Below are 18552 nucleotides of genomic sequence, written 5' to 3'. Positions count from 1 at the left end.
TTTCACGATATTTTCATTCGAAATCTACGTCCCAGATAACACTTCGGGAACATTCCCCCAAAACTAAATTCGCAGACCACTACACTATGGCTATCAGGAAAAGAGACAGGTTTATGCGCAGGCTTACCGCTTTATTGCTGGTCTCACTGCTCAGCGGATGTTCCGTATTGCAGGGTACGCCAGAACCGGCACCGCCGGTTACCGATCATCCTCAGGAAATTCGTCGTAATCAGACGGAAGGATTACAACGCCTGGGAACCGTATCCGCGATGGTTCGCGGTTCACCGGATGATGCAGAAGACGCAATTGAAGCACAGGCCGTTGCCGCAAAAGCAGATTATTACGTCATCACGATGATTGATGAAACCATTATTACGGGACAGTGGTATGCACAAGGCATTTTGTACCGTAAGTGAGCATCATCATTTGAACGACCTTTACACTGCTTTGCGTCCGTAGACATTTTCCTGTCCACAATAAACTCCATGCCAGCAACAATGGAAATGAGTTTATTCGCGAAGGATTGCCCGGCGGATACCGGAGACACGTGAAAAGGAGCTGACGATGAAACGAACCCTTGCTTTAACGACGCTATTGCTTTCAGCGGGCCTGCTGAGCACCACGGCGCAGTCGGCTGAATTTGCCAGCGCGGATTGCGTCACGGGCCTGAATGAGATTGGTCAGATCTCCGTCAATAATATCACGGGGAGTCCGCAAGACGTTGAACGTGTCGTCGCCCTGAAGGCCGATGAACAGGGCGCATCCTGGTATCGCATCGTCCAGATGCAGGAAGATAACCATGTTAATCACTGGCGCGTGCAGGCTATTCTTTATGCATAATCCCCTCCGATAAAAGCCACTTAATTTTAGTGGCTTTTCACTTTTGCAAATTTTTTATCTCTCCCGAAACTCAATAAAAACAAACACGTAACATTCAGTTACATTAAACAGATAAACGTTCTCTCCGCTCTGCCGTTGAACAGCCATCACTTTTCAATAATGAGCAATATATGATCACCTTTTTCCGCCGGGCAGGACTGGGCACGAAGCTATCGCTGCTAACAGGTGTAAGTGTCGCTACGCTTTTTTTGCTGTTCACTTTCCTGTTGAGCCACAACGCCAGCCAGCAGCTTGAAGATCTTGCGGTTGAAGACCTGCATAACCAGTCCACCGGCATGGTGGATATGGTAGAGATGTTCAACACCAGCCTGAGCGAAGAGGTTGAAAGCTATACCCGTCTGTTCACCACCTTTTTGCCACAGCCATTAAACAGCGACAGCAGCCAGAGCCGGACCATAAATGGGCTTACCGTTCCTTTGCTGAAAGGCGGCGAAACGGAGTTGCATGAAAACAATACGCTTTCTGATGACTTCCTGAGCCGAACGGGAGCCATCTCGACGCTGTTTGTCCGCAGCGGTAACGATTTTGTCCGCGTGGCGACGTCGCTGCGCAAAGAGAATGGCGACCGCGCCATCGGAACCGTTCTTGATACCACCAGCCCGGCATTTGCCGCCGTCACTAAAGGGGAGGTCTATCGTGGCCTCGCGCTGCTGTTCGGCAAGCGCTATATCACGCAGTACCAGCCTGTTAAGAATGCGGAAGGCCAGGTTATCGGGATTATCTTTGTCGGCGTGGACATCACCCATTCGTGGAACGTCATGCGCGAGAAAATCCTTAACCGTCGTCTGGGCGAGAGCGGTCACTTCTTTGTACTGGATCGCAGTAGCGGCAAAACGCGCGGACAGTATCTGTTCCATGCCAGCGAAGAGGGCAAACTGCCTAACTGGGACACGGCGACACAGCAGCAGCTTCTGAGTGATAAAGCCGGCATGCTGGAACGCGTGAGCGCGGATGGCCGTACGCTCAAAGTTGCCTACACGCCGCTGCCGGGCTGGAACTGGACCATCGTGGGTGAAGTGGATAAAGCCGTACTGCTTTCAAGCGTCACCACACTGCGCGATCGCTTCCTGATGGCGGGCGTGGTGCTATCCGCTCTCTTCGCGGGCCTGTTCGTTATCCTCATTCGCCGGATGCTAACCCGCCCACTGCGCGAGGTGATCGCGCTTGCCCGGCAGTATGCCGCAGGCGATCTGCGCGCCAGCCTGCCGGTTACCCGCCAGGATGAAGTCGGCCAGCTGATTGACGCCATCAACGGGATCGGGGAAGGCCTGCAAAAAATTGTGTTGCAGGTCCGCGAGGCCGCAAGCGAGATCCATCTGGGGACTAACGCGCTGGCTTCAGACACCGGCGAGATCTCTGAACAGATCAACAAGCAGGCCAGCAGCGTTGAGGAGACCTCCGCCAGCATGGAGCAATTAGCCGCCACCGTGCAGCAAAATGCCGCCAACATGGAGCAAACGCAGCAGCTGGTGGGTGAAACCTCGCGCGCGGTGCATCAGGGTGGAGAGACGGTGACCCACGCAGTCTCCACCATGGATGATATTCGCGATGCATCGAAACGCATTGAAGACATCACCCGCGTGATTGAGTCCATCGCTTTCCAGACCAATATCCTGGCGCTCAATGCGGCGGTTGAGGCGGCGCGGGCGGGCGAGCACGGGAAAGGTTTCGCAGTGGTGGCGCAAGAGGTACGCGCCCTGGCCGCACGCAGCGCCAACGCGGTAAAAGAGATTGAACAGCTGATTGGGGATACGCTGAACAAGGTGAGCGAAGGCCATGCGCTGTCTGAGCAGACGCGTCTGGCGATGGATGCCATCATTGTTCATATCGATAACATCAGCCAGCTTGTCACCGAGATCAACCACGCCTCCCGCGAGCAGTCGGCGGGAATTGGCCAGGTGAATCTGGCGATGACGCACATCGGTGAGGCATCGCACATCAATGCCGATCGCATCTCACGCAGCGAGCAGACAGCACAGACGCTGCGCGAGAAGGGTTCACATCTCACCCGGCTGGTGAGCCTGTTCCAGCTGAAGGCTTAACCGACCCGGCCCGTGGCGCGCAGCAGCAGGTCGTTTTGCACCTGCTCGCTCATCAGCGTGCCGCCCCGGGTATCCAGCATCATGCGGCACCACGCCTGCGCCACGGGCGGCGATGCGTGCCGCAGCATTTGACTTCCGGCCCCGAGTAAAAAGAGCTGCTGCGCGATCTCCCTGCCCTGCGCTTCCTGCGGTTTCCGCAGCTTCTGCTGTAGCTGACGCCAGCTGCGATCGAAGTGCCTGTCCTGACCTTTGACCTGCGCGAAATCATCGGCGAGCAGGTCGAGAATGCCCGGCTGCTTCGCCAGCACGCGCAGTACATCCAGGCACATAATATTGCCAGAGCCTTCCCAGATGCTGTTGACGGGCATTTCACGGTACAACCGCGGAAGCTCACTCTCTTCGCAATAGCCTGCACCGCCCAGCACCTCCATTGCCTCTGCCACAAACGGTATGCCCGCTTTGCAGACGCTGTATTTTGCCGCCGGAGTGAAAAGCCGCGCCCATGCGGCTTCCTGTGGGTCGTTGCGGTTGTCCCACGCCCGGGCGAGTCGGAACAGCAGTGCCGTGTGTCCCTCCAGCACCAGCGCCATACGGCTTAGCACGTCGCGCATTAACGGCTGGTCGATCAGATTTTTGCCGAAGGTCTGCCGCTGATGGGCATGATAAAGCGCCACCGAGAGCGCACGGCGCATCAGTCCGTGACTGCCCAGCGCGCAGTCAAAGCGCGTCAGCCCGCCCATCTTCAGAATTTGCCGGACGCCTTCCCCCTCTTCGCCCAGCAGCCAGCCGGAAGCATCAAGAAATTCAGCCTCACTGCTGGCATTTGAGCGGTTGCCGAGCTTGTCCTTCAGACGCTCAAGGCGCACGGCATTACGTTGCCCGTCGGGTAAGAAACGCGGGACAAAAAAGCAGGACAACCCGCCCTTCGCCTGCGCTAGCACCAGATGCGCATCGCTCTGCGGCACGGAGAAAAACCATTTGTGCCCCACCAGCCGGTAACGGCCATCGCTGCATTTCTCTGCTTTGGTAGTATTACTGAGTACGTCCGAACCGCCCTGCTTTTCCGTCATCCCCATGCCGATCAGCAGGCCGCGCTTTTGCGCCCCCGGCGCGAGATGGGGGTCGTAGCGATCGCTCATTAGCGGCGTTAACCACTCATGAAACGGTTTGGGCAGCGACTGTTGCAACAGCGGCGTAGCCGCAAAGGTCATGGTCACCGGGCAAAGCGTTCCCGCCTCCACCTGAGCATGAAGTACGAAACGCGCGGCCCTGGCGACGAACGATCCTTTCCGCGCCTCCTCCTCCCACGCCAGGTTGTGCACCCGGTTGGCGCAAAGCCCCTGCATCAGAAGATGCCATGCCGGATGAAAGCGGACGTCATCCAGCCTCGCTCCCGTGGCGTCATAACGCAGCAGCTCCGGCGGATTAACGTTCGCCAGTCTGCCCAGCTCCAGCGACTCTGCCGTACCCAACTGCTGGCCGATGCTGGCAAGAAGATCCACATCCCACTCAGCCCCTTCGCGCGCTACCGCATCGCGCAGGGCGCAATCAGAGAGAAAAAGGTTGCTGTTCGATAGCGGTGCAGGTTGATTAAAAACGGTATGTGTCTGCCAGTGCATGCTGTCTCCCTCCTTTCATTGGCAATAAAGATAAGTATGGACAGAGGGCATGCACGCTGCATGGGAGGGGGGTCACACGATGACGATCGTGTTGATATCATTCGTGAAATAGCTCACAGAACATAAGAATAAACTATTTCCTTACCTCACTAATGCTGAATAATTTATTCTTACCCCGTTTTTGTGAGGATCGTTATGCAACAGGATGCGCACAAGCGTGCATTAATTGCAGGCTCCATCGGTAATTTCATCGAGTGGTATGAATTTGCGGTCTATGGTTTTCTGGCAACGGTGATTGCCAGAAACTTCTTCCAGCTTGAGGGGGAAGCGGAGCTCACCAGCCTGATCCTCACCTGGGCCTCATTCGCCATCGCTTTCTTCTTCCGCCCGCTGGGTGCGGTGGTCTTTGGCCGCATTGGCGACAGGATTGGCCGTAAACCGACGCTGATTATTGTGCTGGTATTGATGACGCTCGCCACCGCTGCCATCGGTATTGTGCCGGTCTACGCCAGTATCGGGATTGCCGCGCCGCTGATCGTTACACTCCTGCGTATTCTGCAAGGACTGTTTGCGGGCGGTGAGTATGGCGGCGCGGTCTCGTTGATGACGGAGTTCGCCCCGCGCGGCAAGCGCGGTCTTTACGGGGCATGGCAGTCCTTCACCGTGGCGCTCGGGCTGTTAGCAGGCGCAGGCATTGTCGCGTTGCTCTCTGCCCTTCTCTCCCCTGAAGCCTTGCACGACTGGGGCTGGCGCATTCCGTTCTTCCTGGCGTTGCCGATGGGTGCGGTCGCGCTATGGTTGCGGGTAAGCATGGAAGAGACACCGAGCTTTGTGCAGCAACGGGAAAAACCGGTTGTTACTCAGGCCAGCACCGCCGCCACGTTCAAAACCATTCTGATGGGCATTGGTCGCGTGATGGTCTGGTCTGCGGCGGGTTATACCTATCTGGTGATTATGCCGACCTATCTGCAATCTGCGCTGCACACCGGTTTTAACCAGGCGCTGCTGATTGCGGTGATTTCTAACATTGGGTTTGCGCTCACGATCATTCCGTCGGGCATACTGAGCGACAGGATCGGGCGGCGGACGGTGATGATTATCGCCACCGTGCTCCTGCTGATCCTCGCCCTGCCGCTGCTGAAAATTTTGCAGGCGGAGTCCAGCACGTTGGCTGTCAAAGCGATTGTGGTGTTGATTGCGGGGGGTTTGGTTGGGATGCTGGCAGGGCCGGGGCCGGCAATGCTGTCTGAGATGTTCCCGACGCGCGTGCGTTATACCGGGCTGGGGCTGGCCTATTCTCTGTCGAATGCGATCTTCTCGGGCTGTGCGGGGCTGATCATTACCGGGCTGATTAAAGAGACGGGCAATCTGGATATTCCGGCCTACTACGTGATGGCAACGGCGGTGGTGAGTATTTTCGCGCTGATGACGTTGAGGAAGGATGACCATTTACGGTCGTTAGAGGAGTGAGATTGTTGCCCGGTGGCGCTGCGCTTACCGGGCCTACGGTACCATGCTTTTGTAGGCCGGGTAAGGCGAAGCCGCCACCCGGCACAACAGGCTACCCGCGCTGACGCACCGCTTCAAACAGGCAGATACCCGTCGCAACAGAAACATTCAGGGACGACACGCTGCCCGCCATCGGAATGCTGATCAGCTCATCGCAGTGCTCGCGGGTCAGGCGACGCATGCCTTCACCTTCTGCCCCCATCACCAGCGCCATACGGCCGGTCATTTTGCTCTGATACAGGGTGTGATCCGCTTCACCGGCTGTGCCGACGATCCAGATATTTTCTTCCTGCAACAGACGCATGGTGCGCGCCAGGTTAGTCACACGGATCAGCGGAACGTTTTCCGCCGCGCCGCAGGCCACTTTTTTAGCGGTAGCGTTAAGCTGCGCGGAACGATCTCTTGGCACAATTACCGCATGCACGCCTGCTGCATCGGCGCTACGCAGGCACGCGCCCAGGTTGTGCGGGTCGGTTACGCCATCGAGGATCAGGAAGAACGGGTTATCCAGCTCAGCGATCAGATCCGGCAGATCGTTCTCTTGATACTGACGGCCCGGCTTCACGCGCGCGATAATGCCCTGGTGTACAGCACCTTCGCTTTTCTCATCCAGATACTGACGGTTCGCCAGCTGGATCACGACGCCCTGCGCTTCCAGCGCGTGGATCAGCGGCATCAGACGTTTGTCTTCACGCCCTTTCAGAATAAAAACTTCCTGAAAACGCTCCGGCGCGCGCTCCAGCAGGGCCTGCACCGCGTGGATGCCGTAAATCATTTCACTCATTGATGGTTCTCGTAATAAATATTGTCCCTCTCCCCGTTGGGGAGAGGGTCAGGGTGAGGGGAAATTACTCCGCCTGCTGTTTCTTCGCCGCGCGCTTCGCTTTGGTTGCGGCCGCTATTTTTTGGGTCTTGGTCGACGGTTTTTTCGCTTTACGAGCGTCTTTTTTCGCCGCCTTGGGCTTCTGCTGCTTCTCGCCACGGAAGGCGCTGTCTGGCTCAAAGTTTACTCTTTTACCTGCCTGACGTCGCTTGCCGCCCGCTTTACCGTTGCCGCCTTTTTTCGCTTTCTCACGCTCGGTTTTCCCGACGTTACGCGGAGCCCGTTCGCTGGAGATGAGGCTGAAGTCGATTTTACGGTCATCCATATTCACGGCTTCTACCTTCACTTCCACCCGATCGCCCAGACGGTAGGTCTGACCGCCGGATTCACCGATCAGACGTTGTCCGACCTGGTCGAAGCGGTAGTAATCGTTATCAAGGCTGGAAACGTGCACCAGACCGTCGATAAACAGCTCATCCAGACGTACGAAGAAGCCAAAGCCGGTGACGCTGGCAATCACACCTTTAAAGACGTTACCCACCTGATCCAGCATAAAGTCACACTTCAGCCAGTCCGCCACGTCGCGCGTTGCTTCATCCGCACGACGCTCGGTCATGGAACAGTGCTGGCCCAGTTGCAGCATCTCTTCCATGGAGTAGTGATACCCACCGGTTTCGGTCGTATTGCCTTTGTGACCTTGCTCGTGCGCCAGCAGATACTTGATCGCACGGTGCAGGGACAGATCCGGATAACGGCGAATCGGCGAGGTAAAGTGCGCATACGACTGTAACGCCAGACCAAAGTGGCCCCGGTTTTCCGGATCGTAAATCGCCTGCTTCATGGAACGCAGCAGCATGGTTTGCAGCATTTCCGCGTCAGGACGATCGCTGATGGATTCCAGCAGCTCGGCATAATCGCGTGGCTCAGGCTTATTGCCGCCAGGCAGTTCCAGGCCGAGTTCGGCCAGCACGGAACGGAACGAGGTTACGGCTTCCGTGGTTGGCTTATCGTGAATACGGAACAGCGCAGGCTCTTTGGCTTTCTCAACGAAACGTGCCGCCGAGATGTTCGCCAGGATCATACACTCTTCAATCAGCTTGTGCGCATCGTTACGCTGAGTCTGCTCGATTCGCTCGATACGACGCTCAGCGTTAAAGATGAATTTCGCTTCTTCACTCTCAAACGAGATCCCACCGCGCTCTTCGCGCGCCTGATCCAGCGTTTTGTAGAGGTTGTGCAGCTCTTCGATGTGTTTGACCAGCGGCGCGTACTGTTCGCGAAGATCCTGATCGCCCTGCAACATATGCCAGACCTTGGTATAGGTCAGGCGCGCATGAGAACTCATCACCGCTTCGTAGAACTTATAGCCCGTCAGACGTCCCTTGCTGGAGATGGTCATTTCGCAGACCATACACAGGCGGTCCACCTGCGGGTTGAGGGAACACAGGCCGTTCGAGAGCACTTCTGGCAGCATCGGTACAACCTGCGACGGGAAGTAGACCGACGTACCGCGGCTGCGCGCTTCGTTATCCAGCGGCGTGTGTGGACGTACGTAATAACTCACATCCGCGATAGCCACCCACAGACGCCAGCCACCACCGCGTTTTTTCTCACAGTACACGGCATCATCGAAGTCACGGGCGTCTTCACCATCAATGGTGACCAGCGGCAGATCGCGCAGATCCACGCGGCCTGCTTTGGACTCTTCCGGCACTTCTTCACGCAGGTTTTCGATCTGGTCTTCAACCGCTTTCGGCCAGACGTAAGGAATTTCATGGGTGCGCAGCGCCATATCAACGGCCATGCCGGTGCCCATGTTATCGCCCAGCACTTCGACGATTTTACCTACCGCTTTGGTACGGCGGGTCGGGCGCTGGGTAAGTTCAACCACTACCACAAAGCCCATGCGTGCGCCCATCACCTCTTCAGGCGGGATGAGAATGTCGAAGCTCAGACGGCTATCGTCCGGCACCACAAAGCCTACGCCCGCATCGGTAAAGTAACGGCCTACAATCTGGCTGGTTTTCGGCACCAGCACGCGGACCACGCGCGCTTCGCGGCGGCCTTTACGATCTGCACCCAGCGGCTGCGCCAGGATCTGGTCGCCGTGAATACACATCTTCATCTGTTCGGATGAGAGGTACAGGTCGTCTTTACGGCCTTCCACGCGCAGGAAGCCGAAGCCATCGCGATGACCAATAACGGTGCCTTTCAGCAGATCGAGGCGTTCTGGCAGCGCGTAGCACTGGCGACGAGTAAAGACCAGCTGGCCGTCGCGCTCCATGGCGCGCAGGCGGCGGCGAAGGGCTTCAATTTGCTCTTCACCCTCAATGTTTAATTCAACGGCAAGTTCTTCACGATTGGCGGGTTTTTCGCGTTTTGTTAAGTGTTCAATGATGAACTCGCGGCTGGGGATAGGATTCGCGTATTTTTCGGCTTCGCGTTCCTGGAAAGGATCTTGTGACATGTCGGTTCCTCCGTTGTCAGCTCCGGTGGAAATTTTCTTCATTCCACCAGCAATAATTTATAAAGCGGTTGATTCTCTTCAACCAAATCGGCCAGCGTGTAGTTATCCAGTTCCTTGAGAAAACTTTGCACGGCCTTTGAAAGCGCCTGTTTCAGGCGGCAAGCGGGCGTAATGTGGCAAAACGCGCTGCTACAGTTCACCAGAGATAGCGGCTCCAGTTCACGTACCACATCGCCGATACGGATACTCTGTGCCGGTTTACCGAGACGGATCCCTCCATTCTTCCCGCGGACGGCAGCAACGTATCCGGCACGACTAAGTTGATTGATTATTTTGACCATATGATTACGGGACACACCGTACACCTCTGTGACTTCAGAGATGCTGGTCATCTTCCCATCGGGTAACGACGCCATGTAAATCAGCGCGCGTAAGCCGTAATCGGTGAAACTTGTTAACTGCACATCAACCTCAGGAAAAAGGGAAAACGCGGTCAAACCGCAGAGATATTCATTAATGATGATAAACCAGCCAGATAGTTAGCGGCTAATTTATTTGACAGACGGGGCGAAAAAGCGGAGATCCAGGAGCGGTCGCCGGATGGCGCTGCGCTTATCCGGCCTACGGGTTTCCCCGCAGGCCAGCAGTCACGAAGATTATGCGTCGAACGGGTCGCGCAGGATCATCGTTTCAGTACGATCCGGGCCGGTAGAAATAATATCGATCGGCACTTCGGTCAGTTCTTCAATACGCTTAATGTAGTCCAGCGCAGCTTTTGGCAGGCCACTACGTTCTTTCACACCGAAGGTGGTCTCAGACCAGCCCGGCATGGTTTCGTAGATTGGCTCAATGCCTTCCCAGTCGTCAGCGGCCAGCGGAGTGGTAGTCACTTCGCGACCATCTGGCAGACGATAGCCCACGCAGATTTTCACTTCTTTCAGGCCGTCCAGTACGTCCAGCTTGGTCAGGCAGAAGCCAGACAGGGAGTTGATCTGCACAGCACGACGCACGGCAACGGCGTCCAGCCAGCCGGTACGACGACGACGACCGGTGGTTGCGCCAAACTCGTTACCCTGCTTGCAGAGGAACTCGCCGGTTTCATCAAACAGCTCGGTCGGGAATGGACCCGCACCCACGCGAGTGGAGTACGCTTTGATGATGCCCAGAACGTAATCCACATAACGTGGGCCCAGGCCGGAGCCGGTTGCCACGCCACCCGCGGTGGTGTTAGAGGACGTTACGTACGGATAGGTACCGTGGTCGATGTCCAGCAGGGTACCCTGCGCACCTTCAAACATGACGAAATCGCCACGCTTGCGCGCCTGGTCCAGCAGATCGGACACATCAACAACCATGCCGGTCAGAATGTCAGCAATCGCCATGACGTCATCCAGCACTTTCTGGTAGTCAACGGCTTCGGCTTTATAGAAATTCACCAGCTGGAAGTTGTGATATTCCATCACTTCTTTCAGTTTTTCAGCGAAGGTCGCTTTGTCGAAGAGGTCGCCCACGCGCAGACCGCGACGAGCCACTTTATCTTCGTATGCCGGGCCGATGCCACGACCGGTAGTGCCGATCGCTTTCGCGCCACGCGCTTTTTCACGCGCCACGTCCAGCGCCACATGATAGTCCAGGATCAGCGGGCAGGCTTCGGAGAGCAGCAGACGCTCACGAACAGGGATACCACGGTCTTCCAGACCTTTCATCTCTTTCATCAGCGCAGCTGGAGACAGCACAACGCCGTTACCGATGATGCTAGTGACGTTTTCGCGAAGAATGCCTGATGGAATAAGATGGAGGACGGTTTTTTCACCGTTGATTACGAGAGTATGGCCTGCGTTGTGACCGCCCTGGTAGCGTACAACATATTTAGCCCGTTCAGTCAGAAGATCGACAATCTTCCCTTTACCTTCGTCACCCCATTGGGTGCCCAGTACGACGACGTTGTTACCCATTTTTTTCAAAATCACCGTTTGCTTAAAAATGGATTCTACCATCGCTTTTTCAGATATACAGCACTTTTTGACCCTAAAATATGCCGATTGCGGTTAGTTTTTGATCAGCCAATCGTTTTCCTCAACATGTAGTAGATAACGATACCGGCAACCACAAGACCACCGCCAAAACGACGCAAAATATTGTCCGGAAGTTGGCTCATGGTCGCGATCATCCGTCGCCATGCGCGTGGATAGAGCATCGGGCCGAGGCCTTCCAGCACCAAAACCAAAGCCAGTGCGAGCCAGATCGTTGAATTCATTTTTCATCCTTATAAAAGAAAACCACCGCTCCGTGAAGAGCGGTGGTTTGAATACTCAAACGAGCCTGAGTTTATCGCGTTGCGTTAGTCGGCGTCTTCATATAACGGAAGAAATCGCTGTCCGGGCTGAGTACCATCACATCCTGGTTGCTCTGGAAGCTATTCTCGTAAGCACGCAGGCTACGGATAAAGGCGTAGAAGTCGGGATCCTGGCTGAAGGCATCGGCAAACAGCTTCGCGGCTTCGGCATCGCCTTCACCACGCAGGATACGGCCCTGACGCTCAGATTCCGCCAGCGTCTTGGTTACTTCGTAGTCCGCTGCGGCACGCAGTTTCTCGGCCTCTTCCTGACCCTGTGAACGGTGACGACGGGCTACCGCTTCACGCTCGGCGCGCATACGGTTGTAGATCGCCTCGGACACCTCCGCTGGCAGGTTGATCTGCTTGATACGCACGTCAACCACTTCGATACCCAGTGCAGCCATACTGTTCGGGTTGATCACCGGTACTTTACCGTTGGTTTCAGCCTGAACGCGTTCAGCCGCTTTGGCAATCGCGTCATCCGCTGCCGGTGTTTCCACTTCGTCTTCGGTACCCGCTGTACCTGAGTTCAACGCATCACGCACTTCCAGGGTCAGACGACCACGGGAGTCGGTCACGATGTCTTTTACATCCAGACGACCAATTTCAGAACGCAGACGGTCAGAGAACTTACGTTTCAGCAGCACTTCTGCCTGAGAAACGTCACCACCGCCGGTTGCCAGGAAGTAGCGGCTGAAGTCGCTGATACGCCATTTGATGTAGGAATCAACGATCAGGTCTTTCTTCTCTTTAGTCACGAAACGGTCGGCCTGGTTATCCATGGTCTGGATACGTGCGTCGAGCGTTTTGACTGACTGAATGAAAGGCACCTTGAAGTGCAGACCCGGCTCGTAGATCACCGGACGCTTGTCGCCGTCACGCACGACGCTGCTAAACTGGAACTTGATCCCACGTTCGCCCTCTTTCACCACAAAGATGGAGGTGTAGAGCACGACCAGTGCGATGATGATGATCGCAATAACTGACTTACGCATCCTTATTCCCCCTGACGCTGGTAGTCGTTACGCTGCGCGTTAGCACGGCGTTGGTCCATAATGTCACCATCGTTCGAAGAAGGCGTTGTGTTCGCGCTGGAGCTACCAGACGAGGCTGGCGGCAGACGCAGCAGGTTGTTGGCTCCGCTGTTGTCTTTTGCTGCCGGTGCAGAACCGCCTTTAAGCATCTGATCCAGCGGCAGGACCATCAGGTTTCCGCCTTTGTTGTCGTTAACCAGCACTTTACGCGTATGGCTCAGCACTTTTTCCATGGTCTCGATATAGAGACGCTCACGGGTAATTTCCGGCGCGGCTTTATATTCCGGCAGGATCTTCGCGAAGCGAGCCACTTCACCCTGTGCTTCCAGGATGGTCTGGGTCTTATACGCGCGCGCTTCTTCCAGAATACGCTGCGCCTGACCGTTTGCACGCGGCTGAACTTCGTTGGTATACGCTTCCGCTTCACGGATGTACTGCTGTTCGTTTTCACGCGCGGCAATCGCATCGTCAAACGCCGCTTTCACCTCTTCCGGCGGACGTGCAGCCTGGAAGTTGACGTCCAGCAGGGTGATACCCATGTTGTACGGACGGATGGTCTCTTCCAGCTCGCGCTGGGTATCGCTACGAATAACGGTACGACCTTCGGTCAGGATACGGTCCATGGTGTATTTACCGATCACGCCACGCAGGGCGCTGTCGGTCGCCTGACGCAGGCTGTCATCCGCGCTGGTCACGCTAAACAGATAACGCTCAGGATCGGTCACGCGGTACTGGACGTTCATCTCAACGCGCACCACGTTTTCGTCAGAGGTCAACATCACGCCAGACGCCGCCAGTTCACGGACGGACTCCACGTTCACTGCGGTCACGTTATCAATGAAGGTCGGTTTCCAGTTCAGGCCCGGCTCAACCAGATGGCTGAACTTACCGAAACGGGTTACCACGCCGCGCTCTGCTTCTTTAATGGTGTAGAACCCGCTGGCTGCCCAGATGATGACTACCGCCGCGGCCACAATACTTACTACGCGGCCACCCATAGGCGGGCGCGGACTCTGAGTGGAGTTGCCACCCGAGCCAGAACCTTTTCCTCCGCCAAGGCCACCAAGCTTTTTGCTCAGTTTGCGGAAGATATCATCCAGATCCGGCGGCCCCTGCTCGCGACCACCTTTGTTGCCATTTCCCCCAGAGTTGCCGCCTTGATTATTGCTGCTTCCCCACGGGTCGCGGTCTTGTCCGTTATTACCGGGCTGATTCCACGCCATGTATATGCTCCATATTTGTTATGCAAGGGCGAATTTTTCAGGCTTCCCCTTTCTGATCAGACGATATAGTCCGCCAGCGCAGGTTCTTGTTTACAGAGGCGACGCCAGTCAACGATCGGCATACGCACCTGCATCCCCACGCTGCCGTCATCCTCCATCCACTCTTTTTCTATCGCCTGAAGCTGATAAAACCGGCTACGCAGCCTGCCTTCCTGTGGCGGCAGTCGCAGCGTGTGCTGAGCTACCTCACCGGAAAGACGTTCTGTCAAAGCCTGGAAAAGCAGTGGCACACCAATCCCGGCCTGAGCAGATAGCCAGACCCGAATTGGTTTGTTCTCTTCATCTCGGTCAATACGCGGTTCGAAATCGTCCAGCATATCGATCTTGTTCATCACCAACAAAGTGGGAATTTCGTGGGCGTCAATCTCTTCGAGCACCACATTCACCGCGTCGATGTTCTCCTGCACGCGTACGTCAGCCGCATCAATCACGTGCAGCAGCAGGGTCGCCTGACGCGTCTCCTGCAACGTCGCTTTAAACGCCGCCACCAGATCGTGCGGCAGATGGCGGATAAACCCTACGGTATCCGCCAGTACCGTTTCACCGACGTCTGCGACGTCAATACGGCGCAGCGTAGGGTCCAGGGTCGCAAACAGCTGGTCTGCGGCATACACCTGGGCCTCGGTTATCTGGTTAAACAAGGTGGATTTACCGGCGTTGGTATAGCCCACCAGCGACACCGTTGGGATGTCGGCTTTGGTTCGCGCCCGACGCCCCTGTTCGCGCTGTTTCTCGACACGCTCCAGACGAGAAAGGATCTGGGTTATACGGCCACGCAGCAAACGACGGTCGGTTTCGAGCTGGGTTTCACCCGGGCCACGTAAACCAATCCCGCCTTTTTGTCTTTCAAGGTGTGTCCAGCCACGCACCAGACGCGTCGCCAGATGGCGCAACTGCGCCAGCTCAACCTGCAACTTACCCTCGTGGGTACGCGCACGCTGAGCAAAAATATCTAAGATCAACCCCGTGCGATCGATAACACGGCATTCGCAGAGAGCTTCCAGGTTACGTTCCTGAGCCGGAGACAGCGCATGATCAAACAGCACGACTGATGCGCCGGTTGCTTTTACGGCATCCGCAATTTCAACTGCTTTACCTTCACCAACAAAGTACTTCGGGTGCGGCGCTTTACGGCTACCGGTAATCACCTGCATTGCTTCGACACCGGCGGAAGAGACCAGAGATTCAAACTCCTGGAGGTCTTCCATATCTTTGTCTTGCGAAAAATAGATGTGTACCAGCACCGCCTGCTCACCGGCGTCATAACGGTCAAACAAGCGTAAACCTCTCTAAAAAGATCAGCGGGGAACGCAGGATCCCTGGCTCCCCGTGTGGAAAACAGCCCAAAACCTTATTCGGTTTCTTCGCTGTCCTGCGCAGGAGCAGATGAACCCTGCGCGTTGCTGCCATGATGGTAGTTACTGCCAGTGCCGCCGCCAGCGTTATTGCTGTGATGAGATACCGGACGGGACGGAACAACAGTAGAAATCGCGTGCTTATAGACCATCTGGCTGACCGTGTTTTTCAACAGGATCACGAACTGATCGAAAGACTCAATCTGACCTTGCAGCTTAATACCATTCACCAAATAAATAGAAACTGGAACACGCTCCCGACGCAATGCGTTCAGGAACGGATCTTGTAAAGATTGCCCCTTAGCCATTCTATCTTTTCCTTATATGCTTGTTTTGTACTTAGAACCTTGCGATTCTGAAAAATTGCGCACGATACGGCTTAATTGTACACATTCAGTCAGCGATATCACCAATAACCTCAATCACTTCGTTTAACGCCTGTTGTGGTTTTTCACTGTCTAACCAGTGAACCCCCTCCCAACCGCGCAACCAGGTGATCTGGCGCTTCGCTAACTGTCTCGTGGCGCAAACACCTCGATAAACCATTTCATCGTATGAAATCTCGCCTTCAAGATACGACCACATCTGGCGGTATCCCACACAACGAATGGAAGGCATGTCCGTATGCAAATCTCCACGGGCAAAAAGCGCCCGCACTTCTGCTTCAAAATCTGAAGCCAACATCTGATGAAAACGCTGCTCAATTCGTTGATGGAGCAGTTCACGGCTCGCCGGGGCGATGGCGAACTGATGCACCTGATACGGCAGAGCGTCTCCTGACGTTTGCGTCAGTTCCGTTAAAGTTTTACCCGAAATGAAAAAAACTTCCAGTGCCCGGGAAAGCCTTTGCGGATCGTTTGGGTGGATCCGCGCTGCGGCAACCGGGTCAATCTCTTCCAGTTGCCTGTGCAAAACGTCCCACCCCTGCTCTGCCGCCTGCCGCTCAATCTCCGCTCTCACTTCCGGATCGGCCGATGGCAGAGGCGATAACCCCTCCAGCAGCGCCTTAAAGTAGAGCATCGTGCCGCCAACTAACAGCGGTATGCGTCCCGCGGCGGTAATCTCGGCCATCTCAGCTAAGGCGTCGCGGCGAAAATCTGCTGCGGAGTAAGCCTGTGCCGGGTCGAGAATATCCAGTAAACGGTGCGGTGCCGCACGCAGTTCGTCTGCGTTGGGCTTCGCCGTGCCGATGTCCATTCCTCGGTAAATGAGGGCTGAATCAACGCTAATCAACTCTACTGGCAAAACTTTACGTAACTCAATGGCTAACGCCGTTTTACCGGAGGCCGTTGGCCCCATTAAAAAAATCGCCTTTGGCAGGCTCGCCTTACTTACATCAGTCATGTTTCAGGGCGGTCATCGCCGTTTTTAAATCAACAGGTTGTAACAAACCACCTGGCGGCGCTTTCACCAGCTGTGGACAGAGGCGTTCCACCTCTGCCAGAACGGTAATCGCCTGCGCCATACTCCACGGCGAATGTTCGCTGGCCAGATGGCGGGCGATCCACTGCGCGGTATCGGCGGCATCAAACGTCGTTTGTTGCGCCAGGTAGCCTATCAGTTCGGGAATCAAGTTTTGTAAATTTTGTTGGCGTAAGGGTAAAGGCACTGCGCGAATTGTCACATGCTGCGCGTCCAGTACGATTTCAATCCCCATTTCGGCAAGAAGCGCCTGGGCACGCTGCAAAACCCCTGTTTCCTCATGGTTTATTTTCAACCGAACCGGGATCAGTAACGGCTGAGCGCAGGCGGCGTTTTCCCCTGGCGTCAGTTGCGCCTGTTTAAGCCAGCGTTCCGCTACCGGCAACGCCAGCAGCATCAATTTCCCCTCACGTTCAAGCAGTGCCATGTCCGGGGCGACAATCGTCAATACCCGGCCAAAACTCTGGCTATGTCCGTCAAGGGAAGACGGCGATACCTCAATATGTTCTTTCCGTTCCACGGCTGGGGTGTCCAGCAATTTACGGTATAACGCACCTTGCTGCTTTTGATACCCCGGCTGGGCATTTGGGTAGTTGGCGCCCGTCGGGCGCGGTGCGCTTCCCGCTGACGAAAAACGCGGAGCCACTGGTTCGCGCGCGACTGCGGGTTCAGCGAAATGGTTACGTCCGGCCGCCACGCGATTTTCTGGCAGCGATCGCGGTGCAGGAACGTCGTTTTCCAGCGGCAGCGTTGGCTCAGCCTGCTTCTGCAAAACGCTAACGACGCCCTGATAGATAAAATCATGCACCAGACGCGACTGGTGGAAACGCACCTCGTGCTTGGCGGGGTGCACGTTAACGTCAACCTGATGCGGGTCGATCTCCAGATAAAGCACAAAGGCGGGCTGTTGATCGGTGCCGAGCTTATCTTCACAGGCCTGGCGAATGGCGTGGTTAATCAGACGGTCGCGCATCATTCGACCGTTGACGTAGCAGTACTGAATCTCAGCAAACGCGGCGCTACTGGCGTTCGGATCGGCAACCCAGCCGCGCAGGGCCAAATCGCCATGCTGCCACTCAATGGCCAGCGCTTTTTCCAGGAACGGCGTGCCGCAGATGGCGCCCAGCCGACGCTCCTTTTGCCCGCCTTCCGCCACTGCCCGGTACTGACGCATCACCTTACCGTTATGACTGAGGTTAAGAGTGACATCAAAGCGTGCCAGCGCGATGCGGCGGATGATCTCGTCGATATGTCCGAATTCGGTCTTCTCGGTTCGCATAAACTTGCGCCGGGCGGGCGTGTTATAGAAAAGATCTAGCACTTCAAGCGTGGTGCCTACCGGGTGCGCCGCTGGTTTAACCGTGACGTCCATATCGCGCCCTTCGGCGTAGGCCTGCCAGGCTTCCTGCTGGTCGACCGTGCGGGAAGTCAACGTTAAGCGGGAAACGGAGCTGATACTGGCCAGCGCTTCGCCGCGAAAACCCAGGCTGATAATCGCTTCCAGATCGTCAAGTGACGCAATTTTACTGGTGGCATGACGCGCCAGCGCCAGCGCCAACTCGTCCTTTTTGATGCCACTGCCGTTATCACGAATGCGGATAAGCTTTGCGCCCCCGCGTTCAATATCGATATCAATGCGGGTCGCCCCTGCATCGAGGCTGTTTTCCACCAGCTCTTTCACCACCGATGCAGGGCGTTCCACCACCTCACCGGCGGCGATTTGGTTCGCGAGCTGCGGCGGTAGAACCTGAATCGGCATG

16 protein-coding genes are annotated in these 18552 nt (G+C 55.9%); 4 read left to right on the top strand and 12 right to left on the bottom strand.

All coding sequences use genetic code 11. The annotated features are described in order from the left end of the window. Positions 1-86 precede the first annotated feature (86 nt). The 3 genes from bsmA (at position 87) to ACNQ0T_RS14660 (ending at position 2942) form a co-directional block, all read left to right on the top strand. Positions 87-416, top strand: a complete 330-nt coding sequence (gene bsmA, locus ACNQ0T_RS14670; RefSeq protein WP_003856011.1) for a biofilm peroxide resistance protein BsmA — start codon at positions 87-89, stop codon at positions 414-416. Positions 417-564: 148 nt separating this feature from the next. Continuing rightward, on the top strand, positions 565-840 hold the full coding sequence (gene yjfN, locus ACNQ0T_RS14665) for a DUF1471 family protease activator YjfN (RefSeq protein ID WP_017694671.1): 276 nt from the start codon (positions 565-567) through the stop codon (positions 838-840). A gap of 170 nt (positions 841-1010) precedes the next feature. Then, positions 1011-2942, top strand: coding sequence for a methyl-accepting chemotaxis protein (locus tag ACNQ0T_RS14660; RefSeq protein ID WP_417930191.1), 1932 nt, complete (start codon positions 1011-1013; stop codon positions 2940-2942). Here the strand turns inward: ACNQ0T_RS14660 and ACNQ0T_RS14655 are convergent. Then, positions 2939-4561: an isovaleryl-CoA dehydrogenase gene (locus ACNQ0T_RS14655; protein WP_063148055.1), complete on the bottom strand. Its 1623-nt coding sequence runs from the start codon at positions 4559-4561 to the stop codon at positions 2939-2941. The genes ACNQ0T_RS14660 and ACNQ0T_RS14655 overlap by 4 nt on opposite strands. Before the next feature lie 195 nt (positions 4562-4756). Here ACNQ0T_RS14655 and ACNQ0T_RS14650 point away from each other — a divergent pair, with 195 nt between their 5' ends. Then, the gene (locus ACNQ0T_RS14650; protein ID WP_023299137.1) at positions 4757-6031 is read left to right on the top strand and encodes an MFS transporter; all 1275 of its coding nucleotides are present in this window, start codon (positions 4757-4759) and stop codon (positions 6029-6031) included. A gap of 91 nt (positions 6032-6122) precedes the next feature. On the opposite strand, the gene rlmB is transcribed toward ACNQ0T_RS14650, so the two are convergent. From rlmB to mutL, 11 genes are all read right to left on the bottom strand, one after another. Further along, positions 6123-6854, bottom strand: a complete 732-nt coding sequence (gene rlmB, locus ACNQ0T_RS14645; protein ID WP_003856001.1) for a 23S rRNA (guanosine(2251)-2'-O)-methyltransferase RlmB — start codon at positions 6852-6854, stop codon at positions 6123-6125. Between the two features lie 64 nt (positions 6855-6918). Further along, positions 6919-9360: a ribonuclease R gene (gene rnr / locus ACNQ0T_RS14640; protein WP_023299135.1), complete on the bottom strand. Its 2442-nt coding sequence runs from the start codon at positions 9358-9360 to the stop codon at positions 6919-6921. 38 nt (positions 9361-9398) lie between these two features. After that, positions 9399-9824 (bottom strand): nitric oxide-sensing transcriptional repressor NsrR, encoded by a 426-nt coding sequence (nsrR, locus tag ACNQ0T_RS14635; RefSeq protein ID WP_003855998.1) that lies wholly within the window; start codon positions 9822-9824, stop codon positions 9399-9401. Positions 9825-10016: 192 nt separating this feature from the next. Next, positions 10017-11315 (bottom strand): adenylosuccinate synthase, encoded by a 1299-nt coding sequence (locus ACNQ0T_RS14630; protein WP_032621775.1) that lies wholly within the window; start codon positions 11313-11315, stop codon positions 10017-10019. A 104-nt stretch (positions 11316-11419) separates the two neighbouring features. Further along, on the bottom strand, positions 11420-11617 hold the full coding sequence (locus tag ACNQ0T_RS14625) for a DUF2065 domain-containing protein (RefSeq protein ID WP_003855996.1): 198 nt from the start codon (positions 11615-11617) through the stop codon (positions 11420-11422). Positions 11618-11688: 71 nt separating this feature from the next. Continuing rightward, a complete protein-coding gene (gene hflC / locus ACNQ0T_RS14620; RefSeq protein WP_022646821.1) occupies positions 11689-12693 on the bottom strand; it encodes a protease modulator HflC in 1005 nt (334 codons plus the stop codon). A gap of 2 nt (positions 12694-12695) precedes the next feature. After that, the gene (hflK, locus tag ACNQ0T_RS14615; protein ID WP_022646820.1) at positions 12696-13955 is read right to left on the bottom strand and encodes an FtsH protease activity modulator HflK; all 1260 of its coding nucleotides are present in this window, start codon (positions 13953-13955) and stop codon (positions 12696-12698) included. 56 nt (positions 13956-14011) lie between these two features. Then, positions 14012-15292, bottom strand: a complete 1281-nt coding sequence (gene hflX, locus ACNQ0T_RS14610; protein ID WP_003855991.1) for a ribosome rescue GTPase HflX — start codon at positions 15290-15292, stop codon at positions 14012-14014. A 74-nt stretch (positions 15293-15366) separates the two neighbouring features. Further along, positions 15367-15678 (bottom strand): RNA chaperone Hfq, encoded by a 312-nt coding sequence (gene hfq / locus ACNQ0T_RS14605; RefSeq protein ID WP_006810391.1) that lies wholly within the window; start codon positions 15676-15678, stop codon positions 15367-15369. 85 nt (positions 15679-15763) lie between these two features. Further along, a complete protein-coding gene (miaA, locus tag ACNQ0T_RS14600) occupies positions 15764-16714 on the bottom strand; it encodes a tRNA (adenosine(37)-N6)-dimethylallyltransferase MiaA (RefSeq protein WP_063163224.1) in 951 nt (316 codons plus the stop codon). Then, positions 16707-18551: a DNA mismatch repair endonuclease MutL gene (gene mutL / locus ACNQ0T_RS14595; RefSeq protein ID WP_417930189.1), complete on the bottom strand. Its 1845-nt coding sequence runs from the start codon at positions 18549-18551 to the stop codon at positions 16707-16709. Before mutL ends, miaA begins: the two co-directional genes overlap by 8 nt. Position 18552 lies beyond the last annotated feature (1 nt).

The organism is Enterobacter cloacae complex sp.6700776 (assembly GCF_048284255.1).
Taxonomy (GTDB): domain Bacteria; phylum Pseudomonadota; class Gammaproteobacteria; order Enterobacterales; family Enterobacteriaceae; genus Enterobacter; species Enterobacter intestinihominis.
This window is presented reverse-complemented; position numbering and strand designations above follow the sequence as displayed.